This window comes from Janthinobacterium sp. Mn2066, assembly GCF_049319705.1.
GTDB lineage: Bacteria > Pseudomonadota > Gammaproteobacteria > Burkholderiales > Burkholderiaceae_D > Janthinobacterium.
Genome location: NZ_JBMOUF010000004.1, coordinates 294,122 through 313,590, shown reverse-complemented (window position 1 = coordinate 313,590; position 19,469 = coordinate 294,122). Strand labels below are relative to the sequence as shown.

The 19,469-nt window shown below is 60.8% G+C and carries 17 protein-coding genes; 16 read left to right on the top strand and 1 reads right to left on the bottom strand.

Annotation, left to right across the window (positions count from 1 at the left end):
• Positions 1–5 precede the first annotated feature (5 nt).
• From rpoS to ACL9RI_RS09935, 6 genes are all read left to right on the top strand, one after another.
• Positions 6–1,037: an RNA polymerase sigma factor RpoS gene (rpoS, locus tag ACL9RI_RS09960; RefSeq protein WP_422726404.1), complete on the top strand. Its 1,032-nt coding sequence runs from the start codon at positions 6–8 to the stop codon at positions 1,035–1,037.
• Between the two features lie 133 nt (positions 1,038–1,170).
• Positions 1,171–2,514 carry a 23S rRNA (uracil(1939)-C(5))-methyltransferase RlmD gene (rlmD, locus tag ACL9RI_RS09955; protein WP_422726403.1) on the top strand — a complete coding sequence of 448 codons (1,344 nt, stop codon included), beginning with the start codon at positions 1,171–1,173 and terminating at the stop codon, positions 2,512–2,514.
• A 397-nt stretch (positions 2,515–2,911) separates the two neighbouring features.
• On the top strand, positions 2,912–4,852 hold the full coding sequence (locus ACL9RI_RS09950; protein ID WP_422726402.1) for a glycosyl hydrolase family 18 protein: 1,941 nt from the start codon (positions 2,912–2,914) through the stop codon (positions 4,850–4,852).
• 93 nt (positions 4,853–4,945) lie between these two features.
• A complete protein-coding gene (locus ACL9RI_RS09945) occupies positions 4,946–5,977 on the top strand; it encodes a cupin-like domain-containing protein (protein ID WP_422726401.1) in 1,032 nt (343 codons plus the stop codon).
• 264 nt (positions 5,978–6,241) lie between these two features.
• Positions 6,242–7,402, top strand: coding sequence for a cyclopropane fatty acyl phospholipid synthase (cfa, locus tag ACL9RI_RS09940; RefSeq protein WP_422726400.1), 1,161 nt, complete (start codon positions 6,242–6,244; stop codon positions 7,400–7,402).
• Between the two features lie 40 nt (positions 7,403–7,442).
• A complete protein-coding gene (locus tag ACL9RI_RS09935; RefSeq protein ID WP_422726399.1) occupies positions 7,443–8,294 on the top strand; it encodes a LysR family transcriptional regulator in 852 nt (283 codons plus the stop codon).
• 145 nt (positions 8,295–8,439) lie between these two features.
• Here ACL9RI_RS09935 and ACL9RI_RS09930 read toward each other — a convergent pair whose 3' ends face one another.
• Positions 8,440–9,114: a Bax inhibitor-1/YccA family protein gene (locus ACL9RI_RS09930; RefSeq protein WP_422726398.1), complete on the bottom strand. Its 675-nt coding sequence runs from the start codon at positions 9,112–9,114 to the stop codon at positions 8,440–8,442.
• 232 nt (positions 9,115–9,346) lie between these two features.
• On the opposite strand from ACL9RI_RS09930, the gene ndk reads away from it, so the two are divergent.
• The 10 genes from ndk (at position 9,347) to hfq (ending at position 19,398) form a co-directional block, all read left to right on the top strand.
• Positions 9,347–9,763, top strand: coding sequence for a nucleoside-diphosphate kinase (gene ndk / locus ACL9RI_RS09925; protein WP_183675977.1), 417 nt, complete (start codon positions 9,347–9,349; stop codon positions 9,761–9,763).
• A gap of 119 nt (positions 9,764–9,882) precedes the next feature.
• The gene (gene rlmN, locus ACL9RI_RS09920) at positions 9,883–11,058 is read left to right on the top strand and encodes a 23S rRNA (adenine(2503)-C(2))-methyltransferase RlmN (RefSeq protein ID WP_422726397.1); all 1,176 of its coding nucleotides are present in this window, start codon (positions 9,883–9,885) and stop codon (positions 11,056–11,058) included.
• Between the two features lie 11 nt (positions 11,059–11,069).
• Positions 11,070–11,864 (top strand): type IV pilus biogenesis/stability protein PilW, encoded by a 795-nt coding sequence (gene pilW, locus ACL9RI_RS09915; protein WP_422726396.1) that lies wholly within the window; start codon positions 11,070–11,072, stop codon positions 11,862–11,864.
• Positions 11,865–11,877: 13 nt separating this feature from the next.
• Positions 11,878–12,855: a helix-turn-helix domain-containing protein gene (locus ACL9RI_RS09910; protein WP_422726395.1), complete on the top strand. Its 978-nt coding sequence runs from the start codon at positions 11,878–11,880 to the stop codon at positions 12,853–12,855.
• 40 nt (positions 12,856–12,895) lie between these two features.
• Positions 12,896–14,164, top strand: coding sequence for a flavodoxin-dependent (E)-4-hydroxy-3-methylbut-2-enyl-diphosphate synthase (gene ispG / locus ACL9RI_RS09905; RefSeq protein WP_422726394.1), 1,269 nt, complete (start codon positions 12,896–12,898; stop codon positions 14,162–14,164).
• Between the two features lie 33 nt (positions 14,165–14,197).
• Positions 14,198–15,559: a histidine--tRNA ligase gene (gene hisS / locus ACL9RI_RS09900; RefSeq protein WP_422726393.1), complete on the top strand. Its 1,362-nt coding sequence runs from the start codon at positions 14,198–14,200 to the stop codon at positions 15,557–15,559.
• Between the two features lie 69 nt (positions 15,560–15,628).
• Positions 15,629–16,297, top strand: coding sequence for a YfgM family protein (locus ACL9RI_RS09895; protein ID WP_422726392.1), 669 nt, complete (start codon positions 15,629–15,631; stop codon positions 16,295–16,297).
• Positions 16,298–16,393: 96 nt separating this feature from the next.
• Positions 16,394–17,539 carry an outer membrane protein assembly factor BamB gene (gene bamB, locus ACL9RI_RS09890; RefSeq protein ID WP_422726391.1) on the top strand — a complete coding sequence of 382 codons (1,146 nt, stop codon included), beginning with the start codon at positions 16,394–16,396 and terminating at the stop codon, positions 17,537–17,539.
• Between the two features lie 4 nt (positions 17,540–17,543).
• The gene (gene der / locus ACL9RI_RS09885; protein WP_422726390.1) at positions 17,544–18,887 is read left to right on the top strand and encodes a ribosome biogenesis GTPase Der; all 1,344 of its coding nucleotides are present in this window, start codon (positions 17,544–17,546) and stop codon (positions 18,885–18,887) included.
• Positions 18,888–19,161: 274 nt separating this feature from the next.
• The gene (gene hfq, locus ACL9RI_RS09880) at positions 19,162–19,398 is read left to right on the top strand and encodes an RNA chaperone Hfq (protein WP_008450615.1); all 237 of its coding nucleotides are present in this window, start codon (positions 19,162–19,164) and stop codon (positions 19,396–19,398) included.
• The last annotated feature ends 71 nt before the right edge of the window (positions 19,399–19,469 follow it).

The following is a 19,469-nucleotide window of genomic DNA, read 5'->3' as shown; positions in this document are numbered from 1 at the left end:
AAGCAATGACACACGCGCCGCATGACCAGCTGGACGATGACCTGGATCCGCCGGAAGAGGGCGCGGACGACATCGTGACGGAAGATGTCGGCGAACTCGACGGCATCGATGCCGTCGAGGCAGGCGAGGGCGCAGAGCCGGCCAGCGTCAGCGTGCTGGTCGAAAGTGTCGATGAATTGAAAAAAGTGCTGGCGGCCGAGCTGTCGACCGATACCACCCAGCACTATCTGAACCAGATCGGCACCCGGCCCCTGCTGACGGCGCCGCAAGAGGTGCATTACGCCACCCTCGCCAAGCAGGGCAATTTCGAAGCCCGGCAAACCATGATCGAGCACAACCTGCGCCTGGTCGTGTCGATCGCCAAGCATTACATCAACCGCGGCGTGGTCTTGCTCGACATGATAGAAGAGGGCAATATCGGCCTGATGCGGGCGATCGACAAGTTCGAGCCCGAGCGCGGTTTCCGTTTTTCCACCTACGCCACCTGGTGGATACGCCAGAGCATCGAGCGCGCCATCATGAACCAGGCGCGCACGGTGCGCCTGCCGGTGCACATGGTGCGCGAACTGAACCAGATACTGCGCGGCAAATACCACCTCGAAGCGCAGCACCACGACGGCAAGGACGCCACCGCCGAAGACATCGCGCACCTGGTCGGCCGCCCGGTGGAAGAAGTGCAGGATATCCTGGCCCTGTCCGAACACGCCACCTCGCTCGACGCGCCGCTGGACAACGATCCGCAATCATCGTTGATGGACATGCTGCCCGGCGCCGCCGAAGACAGTCCCGATGCGCGTGCCGAACACCATGAAATGACGGTGCTGGTGCGCGACTGGCTGACCAAGCTGCCCGACAAGCAGCGCGTGGTCATCATGCGCCGCTTCGGGCTCGATAACGACGATCCAGCCACGCTGGAAACCCTGGCCGAAGAAATGGGCGTGACGCGCGAGCGCGTGCGCCAGATCCAGCAGGAAGCCTTGATCAAGCTCAAGCGAGCGATGGCCGCACGCGGCGTCGTGCGCGATTCATTATTGTAACTATGACAGGCCCCGGCTACGCGGGGTCTGCATCTGCTATCATACGCCCCGCTCGCGGCGCCTGACCTTTTCCCCCTTCTTACAAGTTCCAGCGCGGCCCTGCGTCCCGGCCCACTCTTATCTATTGATCGCTATGCAAGAAAATATCATCGAAATCAAATCGCTCGACATGGACGCCCGCGGCGTCGGCCATATTGAAAACGAAGACGGCACGCCGGGCAAAGTCGTGTTTGTCGAAGGCGCCTTGCCGGGCGAGAAGGTCAGCTTTGTTACCTTCAAGAAAAAGAAGAACTGGGAAATGGCCCGCATGACGGCGCTGCACCGCGAGTCGGCCATGCGCATCGCGCCCAAGTGCAAGCATTTCGATAACTGCGGCGGCTGCTCGATGCAGCACCTGGAGCCATCGGCCCAGGTTGCCATCAAGCAGCGCGTGCTGGAAGATAATCTGTGGCATATCGGCAAGGTGCGTCCGCTCAACATCATGCGTCCGATGTATGGCCCGACCTGGGGCTACCGCTACCGCGCGCGCCTGTCGGTGCGCCACGTCAAGAAAAAAGACGCCGTACTGGTGGGTTTCCATGAAAAGAAATCGGCGTTCGTGGCCGACATGGATAGCTGCGAGATCCTGCCGCCGCACGTGTCGAACATGCTGCTGCCGCTGCGCGCGCTGATCGCCTCGCTGTCGATCTTCGACCAGGTGCCGCAGATCGAGCTGGCCGTGGGCGAAGACGTGACGGCCATGGTATTGCGCATCATGGCGCCATTGACGGGCGAAGATGAAAACAAGCTCAAGGCGTTTGCCGACAGCCATGGCGTGCAATGGTGGTTGCAGGTGAAGGGCCCGGAAACGGCCGTGCCGTTCTATCCGCTGGACAAGCAGCTGCATTATCTGCTGCCGGAATTTGGCGTCAGGATGCCGTTCAAGCCGGTCGACTTCACCCAGGTGAACCACCACATCAACCGCGTGCTGGTATCGAAAGCCCTGCGCCTGCTGGACGTGCAGCCGCAAGACCGCGTGGCCGACCTGTTCTGCGGCCTCGGTAACTTCACCCTGCCGCTGGCGACGCAAGGCAGTGAAGTGGTTGGCATCGAGGGTAGTACCACTTTGACCGAGCGCGCACTGGAAAACGCCTTGGCCAATGGCTTGTCGGCCAAGACTTCGTTCTCGACGCGCAACCTGTTTGAAGTGACGACGGACGACCTGATTGCCCTGGGCAAGTTCGACCGCATCCTGATCGACCCGCCGCGCGATGGCGCCATGGCCCTGTGCCAGGCCTTGGTGGGCCTGGCGCAAACGCGTCCGGACATGCTGCCCAAGCGCATCGTCTACGTCTCGTGCAGCCCATCGACCCTGGCGCGCGATGCGGGCATCCTGGCCCTGGAAGCGGGCTACACCTTGAGCAAGGCGGGCGTGGTGAACATGTTCCCGCACACTTCGCACGTGGAGTCGATGGCGGTGTTTGATCTGGCGCAGTAATCTGGCAGAGTAATCCATGTATCACCGGCGGGCGGCCTGGCAGGCGCCCGCCCTGTAATGGCACAGCTGGTGTAATACCACTTTCATTATTTGTGAAATTGGTATGTTGCCTCCGGGTAATATCGCATTTTTCTTCCTTCCCCCTGCATTTTGTGTTTCCTCCAGTAGGACAACACGCCGTCCGACTAAGCTCAGTTGAATTTTGAGCCAAGTGGTATTGACCTGTTTGATGCCACTACAAAACCACTTGACTACCCATTTCTTCACCAGCATGCTCGTCATGCAACTGTAACAATCCACAGGGTCATTATTCATCCTTACAACAAAGAGTCGTCTTCCGCAAACCCAGACAGGAGATAGCGTGGAAAATTTAATCCTCAGAAAAACGATCAGGAACATGATGTTATGCGTGGCCAGCGGCGGTGTGCTGGCGGCGTGCGGCGGTAGCAGCGACTCCGGTTCGCCGGCCGCCTCGAAGATGCTGGCGGCCAGCACGGTGGCGTGCACCGCCTGGCAAGAGGGCGGCACCTACGCGGCCGGTACGGTGGTCACCTACCAGGGCGGCACCTACACCGCGCTGGTGACGCAGACCGATTACGCCGGTTCCGGCTGGAATCCGGTTGCCTCGCCCAGCCTGTGGAGCGCAGGCGGCATTTGCGGCGCAGAATCCACGCCAACGCCGACGCCTGCTCCGACGCCAACGCCGACTCCAGCACCGGCACCAGTGGCGGCGCCTGGCCCAACGGCAGACCCGGCGGCAGCCAGCGCCTGCGCCCTGGCCTGGGTGGCCAGCACGGCTTACACGAGTGGCGCCACCGTCAGCTATAACGGCGTCAATTACCGCGCCAATTACTGGACCCAGGGCGACAACCCGGCCACCAACAATGGCGGCCCCGGCACCGGCAAGCCATGGACCATCGTCGACAACTGCAGCACCACGCCGACCCCGACCCCAACGCCGACTCCGACGCCAACCCCGACGCCGACACCAACCCCGACGCCGACACCAACCCCGACTCCTACCCCAACGCCAACGCCGACACCAACTCCAACTCCAACTCCAACGCCGAATGGCCGCGAAGTCGGCGCCTACTTTGCGCAGTGGGGCGTGTACCAGCGCGGTTATGAAGTGGCCAATATCCAGAGCAGCGGCACGGCCAGCAAGCTGACCTTCATCAACTACGCTTTCGGTAATATCTACGCCAAGAACGGCGGCTATGTGTGCGACATGATCACCAAGGCCGAGCCGGGCGCGACGAATCCGAATGCGCCGGACGCCGGCACGGGCGGCGATGCCGAGGCCGACTACATCCGCACGCCGGCGCGCACCGTCGATGGCCAGGCGATTCCCTGGGATGCTCCGCTGTCGGGCAACTTCCTGCAGCTGAAAAAACTGAAGGCGGCCAATCCCAACCTGAAGGTCTTCATTTCGCTGGGCGGCTGGAGCTGGTCGAAGTTCTTCTCGGCCGGTTCGGCCACCGATGCGCTGCGCAAGCAGATGGTCAGCTCCTGCATCGACATCTACATCAAGGGCAACCTGCCGGTGCAGGGCGGCCGCGGTGGGCCAGCAGCGGCAGTCAACGTGTTTGACGGCATCGACATCGATTGGGAATACCCGATGGGTGGCGGCCAGCCATACAACACGGCCAGCCCGGCCGACAAGCAGAACTTCACCTTGCTGCTGGCGGAATTCCGCCGCCAGCTCGATGCGCTGGGCGCCACCACGGGCAAGCGTTACCTGCTGACGGCGGCAGTTGGCGCCGGCAAGGACAAGATCGACAATACGGAACCGGCCCAGTATGCGCAGTCGCTGGACTGGATCAACCTGATGACCTACGACTTTCATGGCGGTTGGGAAAATAATACCAACTTCAATGCGCATCTGTATGCCGATCCGGCCGATCCATCGACCGGTGTCATCCGTGAATACACGGCAGACAAGGCGATCCAGTACATGATCAATGCCGGCGTACCGCGCAGCAAACTGTTGCTGGGTATCCCGTTCTATGGCCGTGGCTGGACCGGCGTGGCGCCTGGGCCGAATGGCAATGGCCTGTATCAGACGGCCACGGGCGCGGCGCCTGGTTCGTATGAGGCAGGGATCGAGGACTACAAGCTGCTGGTCGCCAAGTCCGGTACCCGCTACTACCATCCGATCACCAAGCAGCTGTACCTGTACACGGGTGCAGGCGGCCAGTGGTGGAGCTATGACGATCCGACCGTGATCGCCACCAAGATGCAGTATGTCAAGGACCAGAACCTGCGCGGCGCCTTCTCGTGGTCGCTCGATGGCGACGCGAATGGCGTGCTGGCCAATGAAGTGTGGAAAGTGCGGTGAAACGCTGCTAGTGTAGAGTGAAACGCGGCCGGGGAGCAGCATGCTGCCCGGCCGTTCACGCTGGTACCAGACAACACAAGACAGGAGGCGGGGATGGCAGCGGTAGCGACATTGACAGGGCAGCAGGGGAGCCAGGAACTGAGCCGCGAGTGGCGCAGCTGGATCGCGGAAAACCTCATGCTGGGCAGCCATCCTTCCAGCCTGATGCCGGTGCTGCAGCAGGCGGGCATCGCTGAAAAGCTGGCGCGCCGCGAAGTGGAGCTGGCGCTGCAAAGCCCGTATCTGGCGGGCGCCGTGCGGCTGTCGAACCGGCTGGCCAAGCGCGACTGGGTGATCGATATCCAGCGCCGGCTGAACCAGCTGCGCTCGCCCGAAATTCCGCGCCGCCACCAGCTGCCGGCGCAAGCCTTCCTCGATGAATTCTATAGCCTGAACCAGCCCGTGATCATCACCGGCATGATGGAAGGCTGGCCGGCCTGCAGCAAATGGAGTCCCGCCTATTTCCGCGAGCGTTATGCCGAGCGCATCGTGGAAGTGCAGTTCGGCCGCGAAGCCGACGCGCAGTATGAAATGAACAGCCTGGCGCACAAGCGCAAGATGCCTTTTGGCGAGTACGCCAGCCTGGTGGAAAACAGCGGCCAGACCAACGATTTCTACATGACCGCCAATAACAGTTCGCAAAACCGGCAAGCCCTGCGCGAGCTGTGGGACGATATCGGCCAGCTGCCCGAATACCTGCGGCAGGGCGAGCGCACGGGTTTCCTGTGGTTTGGCCCGGCCGGCACCGTCACGCCCTTTCATCACGACCTGACGAATAATTTCATGGCCCAGGTGGCAGGGCGCAAGCGCGTGCGCATCATGGCCGCCTGCGAAGTGGCGCGCGTGTACAACCAGCGCCACTGTTTTACGCCGGTCGACGGGCGCGACATCGACCTGCAGCGCCACCCGCTGATGGGCGACGTGCAGGTGCGCGACTGCATCCTGGCGCCCGGCGAGATCCTGTTTTTGCCGGTCGGCTGCTGGCATTTTGTCGAAGCGCTGGACATCTCGCTGACGGTGGCCTTCACCAACTTCAAATGGGAAAACGATTTTTACAGCAAGTATCCCAAGAATCACGACTTTTAAGCGTTATTGTGCATGACGCGAACACGCTGACAACAGCCGCCGAACAGGCGGCTTTTTTATTCTTCAGCACGCTTCATGCCGCTACTGTCAGTTTTAAATGATGAATTCAAGTCATTTCAGTGCAATTATTTTGCTGTGAATTGCCATCATCTTTCATTATCCAGATGGCGATGGCGGGCGGATAATTTTGTTGCTCTTGCGCTGCCAGGCACCTTGTCCCAACTTGCCGGCGGGCGCAGGCATGACTAGTGGAGGCAGCAGGGCATGAATATGCATCACACGACACAACAGTTACAACCGGCAGTCAACACGGATTCGCGGCTGTACCGCGCGGCGGCCGATTTGCTGGCCAGGGCCGACATCCATCTGAATGGCGACGCTGCCTGGGACATGCAGCTGCGCAAACCGGGCGTGCCCGAGCGGGCTTTCGCCAGCGGCAACCTGGGCCTGGGCGAAGCGTACATGGATGGCGACTGGGACGCGGGCCAGCTCGACGAATTCTTTGCCCACTTGCTGCGCGCGCGGCTGGGCGATGAAGTCAAGCCCGTGCGCCTGGCCTTCCATGCGCTGACGGCGCGCCTGTTCAATCTGCAAAGCGAACGCCGCGCCTGGATGGTGGGCAAGGAACATTACGACCTGGGCAATGAGTTTTACGCCGCCATGCTCGATCCGCGCATGACCTATACCTGCGGCTACTGGAAAGAGGCGAACAGCCTGGCCGAGGCGCAGGAAGCCAAGCTGGACCTGGTTTGCCGCAAGCTGCGCCTGGAGCCGGGCATGCGCGTGCTCGATATTGGCTGCGGCTGGGGCAGTTTCATGCGTTATGCGGCCGAAAAATACGGCGTGCACTGCGTGGGCGTGACCATCTCGAAAGAGCAGGCCGAGTATGCGCGCGGCTTGCCGGGCGGCGAAAACCTCGATTTCCGCCTGCAGGACTATCGCGACATGCACGAACGTTTCGACCGCATCGTCAGCATCGGCATGTTCGAGCATGTGGGCCATAAAAACCACCGCACCTACATGGAAGTGGCGCACCGCTGCCTGGACGATGATGGCCTGTTCCTGCTGCATACCATCGGCAAGAACAAGCGCCAGTCGACCAGCGATCCGTGGATCGACAAATACATCTTCCCGAATGGCGACTTGCCGTCGATCGGCCAGATCGGCGACGCCATGGATGATTTGTTCGTGGCCGAAGACCTGCACAATTTCGGCGCCGACTACGACAAGACGCTGATGGCCTGGCACGCCAACTTCGAGCAGGCCTGGCCCCGTTTTGCCGATCAGCTGGGCGAGCGTTTCCGTCGCATGTGGTCCTACTATCTGCTGTCCTGCGCCGGCGCCTTCCGCGCGCGCGACCTGCAGCTGTGGCAATGGGTGCTGTCCAAGCAGGGCGTGCTGGGCGGCTACGAGCGGATCAGCTGATGGCTGCAATCAAGCCGGGTGTAACTGCTATCATCGCCTGATGGATATCAATCAAGCGCGTACCTTCCTGGAAGTCGCTTCCTGCGGCAGCTTTATCATGGCGGCCGAACGCATGCACGTGACGCAAACGGCGGTCAGCGCCCGCATCCGCACCCTGGAGCAGCAGCTGGGGCGCCAGCTTTTCGTGCGCAACAAGGCTGGCGCGCGCCTGACGCCGGCCGGCGAGCGTTTCATGCGCCACGCGGCAACCATGGTGCAGGTGTGGGAGCGGGCGCGCCACCAGGTGGCCCTGCCGCCGGGGAGGGAGGATGGCATCAGCATCGGCTGCGAACTGAGCTTGTGGCAGCCGATGCTGGGCGAATGGCTGATCGGCATGAACCGCGATTGTCCGAAGATCGCCTTGCGCGCCGAAGTCGACAGCCCGGCGCGGCTGCTCGACGCCGTGCATGACGGTTCGCTGGACCTGGCCGTGCTGTACAACCCGCCGCAGCGTCCTGGCCTCGTCAGTGAGTTGCTGGCCGAGGAAAAACTGGTGATGCTGACCACCCGCCCCGATGGGCAGATGCATGCCGACGCCTATGTATATGTCGACTGGGGGCCCAGCTTTGCGGCCAACCACCAGGCGGCGTTTCCCGAGCTGAGCAGCCCGCCCGTGTCGATTTCGCTGGGGCCGCTGGCGCTGATGTACTTGCGCGAGGTGGGCGGCGCCAGTTATTTTCGCGTCGGCATGGCGCGCCCGTATCTCGAGGCGGGCCAGCTGTTCCGCGTGCACGGCGCGCCCGAATTCTCGCATTCCGCCTACGCCGTGTATGCGGCCCAGCGCGACAATCCCACGCTGGACCGCGCCCGCGCCTGCCTGCGCGCAGTGGCCGAACGGTGGCGAGTGATGTAAAGCTGGTGGTACAGGCGTAAAAAAGCCGACCCACGGGTCGGCTTTTGACTTTCACATGCATTGCATAAAACGTTCAGGGCAAGGCGCGGTGCCGAAGGCAGTGCGAATGGCACGGCCAGGCATTGCAACGCTGCCCTGGACGTTTTTAGTCGCGGCTGCCGCCGGCGAAGCCCAGCAGGGACAGCAGGCTGGTGAAGATGTTGTACACGTCCAGGTAGATGCGCAGGGTGGCCGAGATGTAGTTGGTCTCGCCGCCGTTGATGATTTGCTGCACGTCATACAGGATGTAGGCCGAGAAGATTGCGATGGCGACCATCGAGATCACGATCGACAGTGCCGACAGGCCCAGGAAGATGTTCGCTACCGATGCCAGGATCAGCACGATGACGCCGGCGAACAGCCATTTGCCCATGGCCGAGAAGTCGCGTTTCGAGACCGTGGCGATGGTGGCCATCACGGCCAGGATGGTGGCCGTGCCGCCAAACGCCGTCATGATCAGGGTGCCGCCGTTCGAATAACCGAGCGTGCGCGTCAGGATAGGCGTGAGCATCAGGCCCATGAAGAAGGTGAAGCCCAGCAGGACGGCGACGCCCAGGCCCGAATTCTTGGTTTTTTCAATCGCAAACATGAAGCCGAAGGCGACCGCCATGAAGATGATGAAGCCCATGCCGCCATGCAGCATCGGCAGATGCAGCTGCACGCCGACGAAGGCGCCCATCACGGTCGGTATCATGGACAGCGCCAGCAGCCAGTAAGTGTTGCGCAAGACCTGGTGGCGTACTTGCTGCATGCCTCCCGACAGGTCGAAAGTGCGATTCATGTTCTGATTCATAGTGCCTCCGTGTGATCGATTCAAATTGCTACTGCGGCCAAGGATAGCATGGACCCTGCTTTTTGCAAAAAAAACAGCTTAAGATTGCATTAAAGTCAGCTGGGGGCGGAAGATGTCGCCTGCTTGTCTGGGAGATATGGGGCGTAGTATGGTAAAATCAAAGGTTGATTGAGTTCTCAATTTACGTTTTAAACCTTTCTTTTTATTGGAGTTTTCACACATGGCAATCGAACGCACCCTGTCGATCATCAAACCAGACGCAGTTGCAAAAAACGTAATCGGCCAAATCTACAGCCGTTTCGAAAACGCTGGCTTGAAAATCGTTGCAGCCCGCATGACCCAACTGTCGCGCGAACAAGCTGAAGGCTTCTACGCAGCGCACAAAGAGCGCGGCTTCTTCAAAGACCTGGTGGACTTCATGGTTTCCGGCCCAGTCATGATCCAGGCTCTGGAAGGCGAAAACGCCGTTCTGGCCCACCGCGACCTGATGGGCGCAACCGATCCGAAGAAAGCAGAAAAAGGCACCATCCGCGCCGATTTCGCCGATTCGATCGACGCTAACGCCGTACACGGCTCCGACGCTGTCGAAGCTGGCAAAGTAGAAATCGCTTACTTCTTCCCAGAACTGAAGGCTTAATTGCCTTAGATAACGTTATTTCCTGGCGTTATCTGTGAAATAACTTTATCACCCCCTGTTCCCGCTGCGCCTGGTTTTTTCTGCGCGCGCGGGGACGGATTTTTAGAATAGACATGATCATGAATACGACGACACTCACCAACTTGCTGGATCTGGATCCCGCGCAACTCATCGCTTACTGCGCCGAGTTGGGAGAGAAGCCGTTTCGTGCGAAACAATTGCAACGCTGGATACACCAGTTCGGCGCCTCCGATTTCGACGCCATGACGGACCTGGCCAAGTCGCTGCGCGACAAGCTGGCCACGCGCGCCGAAGTGCGCGCCCCGGCCATCATCAGCGACCATACGTCGACGGATGGCACGCGCAAGTGGCTGGTCGACGTGGGCAATGGCAATGCCGTGGAAACCGTGTTCATTCCGGAAGACAACCGCGGAACCCTGTGCATCTCGACCCAGGCCGGCTGCGCCGTCAATTGCCGTTTCTGCTCGACCGGCAAGCAAGGCTTCAACCGCAACCTGACCGTCGGTGAAATCATCGGCCAGCTGTGGATGGCAGAATTTGAATTGCGCCGCACCAAGGGAATCGAACCGGGCCCGAAAGGCGAGCGCCAGATCACCAACGTGGTGATGATGGGCATGGGCGAGCCCCTGCTGAACTTTGAACCGACCGTCACCGCCCTGAAATTGATGCTCGACGATAACGCTTACGGCCTGTCGCGCCGCCGCGTGACCTTGTCGACCTCGGGCGTGGTGCCGATGATGGACAAGCTGTCGCAGGAAGTGCCGGTGGCCCTGGCCGTCTCGCTGCACGCCTCGAACGACAAGCTGCGCGATGGCTTGATTCCGCTCAACAAGAAATACCCGCTGAAGGAATTGATGGCGGCCTGCAAGCGCTACCTGGAATTCGCGCCGCGCGATTTCATCACCTTCGAATACTGCATGCTCGATGGCGTCAACGACAGCGACGAGCACGCGCGCGAACTGCTGGCGCTGGTGCAAGACCGCGAGTTTGGCGTGAACTGCAAGTTCAACCTGATCCCGTTCAACCCGTTCCCGGAATCGGGCCTGTTCCGCTCGAAAAACCCGCGCATCAAGGCGTTTGCCCAGGTGCTGATGGATGGCGGCATCGTCACCACCGTGCGCAAGACGCGCGGCGACGATATCGACGCCGCCTGCGGCCAGCTGGCCGGTGAAGTCAAGGACCGCACGCGGGTGCAGGAGCGCATGGAAAAGATGACGGAATACCAGCAGAAGTTTGGCGCCAATTTCGGAAAAATCGTGGAGATCCGCTCCTGATGGGGGAAGGCATGGCTTACCATCGCTCGCTTGCTGTGGCCGTTGTCAGCCTGGCTGTGCTGCTGGTCGGCTGTGCTTCCCCTGTGCACGATGACAAGGCGACCGCCGCCACTGCCACCGATACGGCACAGCAGCGCGCCAGCCTGCGTTTGCAACTGGCCAGCGCCTATTATGGCCAGGGCCAGCTGGACGTGGCGTTCGATGAGGTGACGCAAGCGTTGCTGCTGGCGCCGAACGACGCCCAGGCCTATGGCATGCGCGCCCTGATCCGGGCAGGCCGGCAGCAAATTTTGCCTGCTGAGAAAGATTTCCTTTACGCCTTGCGCCTTGCGCCCCACAATCCTGAGTTGAGCAATAATTACGGCCTGTTTTTGTGCCAGACAGGGCGCGCGGCGCAATCGCTGGATTATTTTGACGCCGCACTGCAGGATGCCAGCTATGTCTCGCCCGGCAAGGCGCTGCATAATGCGGGCGCGTGCAGTGCGAGCCTGAAACAATATCAGCGTGCCGGGGCGTATTGGCTGCGGGCGCTGCAGATCGCGCCGGACGTGGCGGCGACCAACGCCGGTCTGGTGCGCGTATATTACGAACAGCAAGATTACCGGCAAGCCGCGTATTATCTGGCGCGGCTCGGTACAGTAGCGACTATGGAGAGTCAAACAGCCGATGTGCTGTGGCTCGGGATCAAGGTGCAGCATCAGCTCGGGGATGTGGGCGCGGAGGCTGGCCTGGCGGCGCAATTGCGCCACCACCATTCCGCCTCCCCCGAATATGCTGCTTATCAAAATGGGGCGTTTGATGAGTGAGACAGGGATACCAATGAATTCAGAGCAGGCAGAAACGCCGCAGCAGCAGCCCCGCGGTGGCGGTCTGGCCTCGGCAGGCGCGCAATTGAAGGCGCAGCGCGAGGCGTTGGGCTGGCCGGTGGAACAGGTGGCGGACCAGCTCAAGCTGGCGCCACGCCAGGTGATCGCGCTGGAAGCGGGCGATACGGCGGCTTTGCCGAACGTGGCCGTGGTGCGCGGTTTCGTGCGCGCCTATGCCAAGGTGGTCAGGCTCGATGCGGCGCCGCTGGTGGCCCTGATCGAAGTGGCGGCAGCGCCGACGCAAGATCCGGCCACGCCGGTGCGGCGTGAGATTTCCGCCACGTTTTCGGAGTCGCGCTTCCCATCGATGACGCAGCGCTCGTCCGGTTACCCGGTGGCGTGGATCGTCGGCGCCGTGGTCGTGGTGGCCGTTGCCGCCTTTGGCGCTTACAAGCTCGGCTATGTTCCGGCTGCCTTGCTGGCCCATGTGGACAACAAGGACAAGGAAGCCGATCATCCCGCCATGTCCGGCCCGGTGGAAACCACCCTGATCAAGCCTGGTCAGGACTTGACGCCCGTGCAGACGCCATCCGTGCCCTTGATCTCCGTGCCGCCGCCGGCCAATGATACACAGACAGGAATGGCTGCCTCGGCTGCCGCCCCGGCGCCGACTGCTGCCGTGCCTGCCGCACCCGCGCCAGCCGCCGTCGCTGAAGCGGCCGCTGTCACGCCGCCCGCCGCTGCCGCCGCAGGTGAAAATGCGCTGGTGCTGAAGCTGGAGCAGGATTCCTGGGTCGAGATACGCCGCCGTGGCGCTACGCCGCTGGTCTCGCGCATGATGCGCGCTGGCAGCACGGAAACCTTCAATATCACCGGCCCGGCAACTCTGGTGGTCGGTAAGCCAGGCGCCGTGCAGGCAACCTTGCGTGGCGCCAAGTTGGACTTGCCGACCGTGCAGGGTGGTACGATTGCACGTGTCAGCATCGAATAAATAGTCACAATTGCAATAAATAACTCACAAGACGAAACATATGGCTACCTCGAATACAGCGATCGGTTCCGGTCCTTCAGACCGCCGCGACAGCCGCAAAGTACTGATCGCGCACGGCCAGCGCAAGATCTGGGTGGGCGGCGACGCCCCCGTGGTGGTGCAGTCGATGACCAATACGGATACGGCCGATGCGATCGGCACGGCGATCCAGATCAAGGAACTGGCGCGTGCCGGCTCCGAACTGGTGCGCCTGACGGTGGATCGCCCGGAATCGGCTGCGGCCGTGCCGTATATCCGCGACCAGCTCGACAAGATGGGCATCGATGTGCCGCTGGTGGGGGATTTCCACTACAACGGCCATACCTTGCTGAACGATTATCCCGATTGCGCGCGCGCGCTGTCGAAGTACCGCATCAACCCCGGCAACGTGGGCAAGGGCGCCAAGCGCGATACGCAGTTTGCGCAAATGATCGAAGCGGCTTGTAAGTATGATAAGCCGGTGCGCATCGGCGTGAATTGGGGCAGCCTGGATCAAGCCTTGCTCGCCCGCATCATGGATGAAAACGCCAGCCGTGCCGAACCATGGCCGGCGCAGGCGGTCATGTATGAAGCGCTGGTGACCTCGGCCATCGAAAACGCCGTGCGCGCCGAAGAGCTGGGCCTGGCCCGCGACAAGATCATCCTGTCGTGCAAGGTTTCGGGCGTGCAAGACTTGATCGCCGTCTACCGCGAATTGTCCAAACGCTGCGACTATCCGCTGCACCTGGGCCTGACGGAAGCGGGCATGGGCAGCAAGGGTATCGTCGCCTCGACGGCGGCGCTGTCGGTGCTGCTGCAAGAAGGCATCGGCGACACCATCCGCATATCGCTCACGCCTGAACCGGGCGGCGACCGCACGCGTGAAGTGATCGTCGGCCAGGAAATTTTGCAAACCATGGGCTTGCGCAAGTTCGCGCCGATGGTGATTGCCTGCCCAGGTTGCGGCCGCACCACCTCGACCACCTTCCAGGAACTGGCCGACAACATCCAGACCTATCTGCGCGAGCAGATGCCGGAATGGAAAAAAGCCTATCCCGGCGTGGAAGCGATGAACGTGGCCGTGATGGGCTGCATCGTCAACGGCCCCGGCGAATCGAAACACGCCAACATCGGCATCAGCTTGCCCGGCACCGGCGAATCGCCGGCCGCGCCCGTGTTTGTCGATGGCGAAAAAGTCGTCACCCTGCGCGGCGAGCGCATCGTGGAAGAATTCCAGGACATCGTCTTGAATTATGTGAAGAGCCACTATGGCAAGACCGTAGCGGCCTGAACATAACCGGTAAAAACAGTAAAGAAGAACACTATGTCAGAAAATAAGAAATTCGATAAAATCACCGCAGTCAAAGGCATGAACGATGTGCTGCCAGCCGACGCGGCCCTGTGGGAATTGTTTGAAAATACGGCGCAATCCGTGCTGCAAAGCTATGGTTTCCAGCAAATCCGTACGCCGATCGTCGAAGAAACGAAATTGTTCGCGCGCGCGATTGGCGCCGTGACCGATATCGTGGAAAAGGAAATGTATTCGTTCACCGATTCGATGAACGGCGACAATTTGACCCTGCGCCCTGAAGGCACGGCGGGCGTGGTGCGCGCCGTGGTCGAGCACAACCTGGTCTACGAAGGCCCGAAACGCCTGTGGTACAAGGGCCAGATGTTCCGCCACGAGCGTCCGCAAAAAGGCCGTTATCGCCAGTTCCACCAGTTCGGCGCGGAAGCGATCGGCTTTACGGGGCCCGATATCGATGCCGAGCTGATCATGATGACCCGCCGCCTGTGGGATGACCTGGGCCTGGACGGCATCCGCCTGGAACTCAATTCGATCGGCGATGCGGCCGAGCGCCTGCGCCACCGCGCCGACCTGATCGCCTACCTGGAAAGCCACAGCGAGCTGCTCGACGAAGAAGCCAAGCGCCGCCTGCACAGCAATCCGCTGCGCATCCTCGACACCAAGAACCCGGCCATGCAGGACCTGGTCAATGGCGCGCCGAAGCTGCTGGACTACCTGGGCGAAGAATCGCTGGCGCACTTTGCCGGCGTGCAAAAGATTTTGAATCACAACAATATTCCATTCACCATCAATCCACGCCTGGTGCGCGGCCTGGACTATTACAACCGCACCGTGTTCGAGTGGGTCAGCGACAAGCTGGGCGCGCAAGGCACGGTCTGCGCCGGTGGCCGCTACGACGGCATGGTGGAAATGTTTGGCGGCAAATCGACCCCAGCGGTCGGTTTCGGCATGGGCGTCGAGCGCCTGGTGTTGCTGATGAAAGACGCTGCCGAGCCGGAACAGCCGGCCCTGTGCGACGTCTACCTGGTGCACCAGGGCGAACAGGCGGGCTTGCAGGCATTCGTGCTGGCAGAGCGGATTCGCGATGCGGGCCTGGACGTTGTGCTACATTGCGCAGCGAGCAATGGCGGCGGCGCCTTCAAGAACCAGATGAAAAAGGCCGACGCCAGCGGCGCCGCGTTTGCCGTGATCCTGGGCGACGATGAAATCGCCAACCACGTTGCCACGGTGAAAGCCATGCGCGAAGCGGAAGCCGGATCGCAGCAAAACACGGTGCCGTTCGATGATGTCGTCGATTACCTGGTGGACCAGATCATCGGCAGCCACGATTGCGGCCACGACCATGGTGCTGATGGCCACGTGCATCATCATCATTAATCTGCGTTATTACAATATCGTTCTACCCTGCGCTAACTTCGATTAACTATTCATTAAAACTGACGACTCATGGCATACGATCACGAAGAACAAGAACAACTGGCAACCCTCAAAGCCTGGTGGCAGCGCAACGGCAACGTGACCTCCTGGGTCTTGATCGTGGCGCTGGCCGCCTACAGTGGCTGGGCCGGCTGGCAGTACTACCAGCGCACCCAGGCGGCGCAAGCGGGCCAGTTGTACGATGAATTGCAAAACGCCATCGTCGCCAAGGACACTGCCAAGGTGCAGCGCGCGGCGTCCGACATGCAGTCGCGTTTCAGCCGTACCGCCTACGCGCAGATGGCTTCGCTGGCAGCGGCCAAGACGGCGTTCGATGCGAATGACCTGAAAGCGGCCAAGACCCAGTTGCAATGGGTGGCCGATCATGGCGCCGAAGAATACAAGGCCATCGCGCAATTGCGCCTGGCTGGCGTGCTGATGGATGAAAAGTCGTATGACGAAGCGCTGAAAGTGCTGGCGTCGGCCAACGTGCCGCAATTTGCCGGCGCCGTGGCCGACCGCAAGGGCGATATCCTGGTGGCGCAAAACAAGCTGGCCGATGCCCGTACCGCGTACCTGGCCGCGCTGGCCGCTACTGCCAAGGACAATCCAGGCCGTCAATTGATCCAGGTCAAACTGGAAGCCATCGGCGGCACCGTGCCGGAAGACAAGGCCAAGGCAGATCAAGCCGCTGCCTGAGTTGCCGCTTGATCGGAAAACTACCGGTTCAGCTGCGCGGCGTTCCCGCCGGCGGCTCGACCCTTACAAGTACAAGAAGAAGGTTGGATAACACTTATGCGTGTCACTGAAAAGCTGGTAGCTGCAAGCCTGTTGGCGCTGGTGGCGGGTTGCTCGTCCTTGAATCCGTTTGCCAAGAAAGATCCGAAAGTCGAGCCGGCTCCACTGGTCGAGTTAAAATCCAGCCTCGCCGTGCGCGATGCATGGAAATACTCCATCGGCAAGTCGGGCGTGTATGCCTTCAGCCCTGCGCTGTCGGGCAACAGCCTGTATGTGGTCAATGCCGATGGCGCCCTGGCGCGTCTCGATGCGGCCACCGGCCGCGAAACCTGGCGCGTCAAGGCCGGTAGCGACATTACCTCCAGCGCCGGCACCGATGGCTCGGTGGTGGCGGTGGGCGGCGCCAAGGGCACCGTGATGGCCTTCGATACCGATGGCAAGCCATTGTGGACCTACCAGGCGTCGAGCGAAGTGCTGACGGCGCCTGTCGTCAGCCAGGGCATCGTCGCGGTACGCAGCGTGGATAACCGCATCGTCGGCCTCGACGCCAAGACGGGCGAGCGCAAGTGGGTAGTGCAGCGCACCACGCCAGCATTGACCCTGCGCAATGCGCCAGGCATGGTACTGGGCGGCGCCAACATTTACGTGGCCCAGCCGGGCGGCAAACTGATGGCGCTGACGGCGGCGACCGGCGTGGTACGCTGGGAAAACGTGGTCAGCGAACCGCGCGGCGCCACCGAACTCGAACGTGTCTCCGACATCGCCGGCACGCCGGTGGTGTTTGAAAGCGAAGTGTGCACCGTCACTTACCAGGGCAAGGCCGGCTGCTTCGATGCAGCCACCGGCGTGCCGCGCTGGACCAAGCCGTACTCGTCCGACGTGGGCGTGGCGGTCGACCAGCGTTTCGTGTTTGCCGTCGATGAGCAGGGCGCCGTGACGGCGTTCAGCCGCGAAGCAGGGCAGAGCGCCTGGAAGAATGATGCGCTGGCACGCCGCCGCGTGTCGACGCCGGCCTCGTTCGGCCGCAGCGTTGCTGTTGGCGATTATCAAGGTTACATCCACTTCCTGTCGCGGGAAGATGGCGCATTTATAGGTCGGGTCAGCACCGACGGCAGCCCGATTGTTTCGGTTCCCGTCGTCGCCGGTTCGAATTTGATTTTTCAAACCCAATCAGGGACAGTGACCGCTCTCGCGGTCGAGTAATACAATGAAGCCGGTAATAGCACTAGTAGGTCGACCCAATGTTGGGAAATCGACTTTATTCAATCGTCTGACCCGCTCGCGCGATGCGCTGGTGGCGGATTTGCCTGGGTTGACGCGCGATCGTCACTATGGCGAAGGCCGTGTCGGCGAACGTCCCTTCCTGGTCATCGATACGGGTGGTTTCGAACCCGTCGCCAAGGAAGGCATCATGCACCAGATGGCGCTGCAGACCAAGCAGGCCGTGGCGGAAGCCGACGTGGTGGTGTTCATCGTGGACGGCCGCCAGGGCCTGACGCCGCATGACAAGACCATCACCGACTTCCTGCGCAAGAGCGGCCGCCCGGTCATGCTGGTGGTCAACAAGAGCGAAGGCATGCGCTATACGGCCGTCGTGTCCGACTTTTACGAGTTGGGCATGGGCGACCCGTATGCGATCTCGTCCGCGCACGGCGACGGCGTGACCGACCTGGTCGAAGTCATGCTCGACACTGCCTTTGCGCAGCGTCCGGAAGAGCCCGAGGAGCTGGAAAAGACCGACCGCGGCATCAAGATCGCCCTGGTCGGCCGCCCGAACGTGGGTAAGTCCACCCTGGTCAACACCCTGCTGGGCGAAGAGCGCGTGATCGCCTTCGACATGCCGGGCACCACCCGCGACTCGATCGAGATCCCGTTCGAACGCGATGGCCAGCAATATACGCTGATCGACACGGCCGGTATCCGCCGCCGTGGCAAGGTGTTTGAGGCGATCGAGAAATTCTCGGTCGTCAAGACGCTGCAATCGATTTCCGAAGCCAACGTGGTGGTGCTGCTGCTCGACGCGCAGCAGGACATTTCGGAACAGGACGCGCATATTGCCGGCTTTATCCTGGAATCGGGCCGCGCGCTGGTGGTGGCCGTGAATAAATGGGATGGCCTGCAATCGCACGAGCGCGATGAAATCAAGATTGATCTCGACCGCAAGCTCGATTTCCTGTCTTTTGCCAATATGCACTTTATTTCGGCGCTGAAAGGCACCGGCATTGGTCCATTGATGAAGTCGCTCAACGCCGCCTACGCGGCCGCCATGTGCGACCTGTCGACGCCGAAGCTGACGCGCGCCCTGATCGAGGCGGTAGAGAAGCAGGAACCGCGCCGCAAGGGTTCGATCCGTCCGAAATTGCGTTATGCTCACCAGGGTGGCATGAATCCGCCGGTGATCGTTATTCACGGTAATGCACTCGATGCCGTAGGCGATCCGTATAAACGTTATTTGGAAAAACATTTCCGCGATACTTTCTCGCTGGTGGGTACGCCATTGCGGATTGAATTGCGGACCGGTAAAAATCCGTTTGCCAGAACGCCGAAATAAAACCGGATTGGATTGTAAAAATACGGCCGCTTTTCTGAATAGCTGGTAATTAAGTTTGCATTAAGGCGCCGCATGGAAAATGCGGTGCCGATTTTAAATAAACTGGACGTGGTGACGGTGATTGCCTGGACCACGTGCATGCGCGACAGCGATCGCGAAAACAGGTTACAGTAGCTGCGATGCATCATTCTCTGCAAGAGAATGCTGAGTGAGCACTTGAAATCAAGCGAGTCGCCTCCAATTTCTACACAACAACATAAACAACGGAGCTGTTATGAGCAACAAAGGGCAACTGTTACAAGACCCATTCCTCAATGCATTACGCAAAGAGCATGTTCCTGTCTCGATTTACCTGGTCAATGGCATTAAATTGCAAGGTCATATCGAATCGTTTGATCAATATGTCGTCTTGCTGCGTAATACGGTTACGCAGATGGTGTACAAGCATGCCATCTCGACAGTGGTGCCGGCCCGTGCCGTCAATCTCAATATTGAATCTGAAGCGGAGTAAAGCGTTGAGCTTGACGGCCCAGCGCCTTTCACCCTCCATCGCCCGTGCGCGCAATTGCGCGCGCGTCCGCG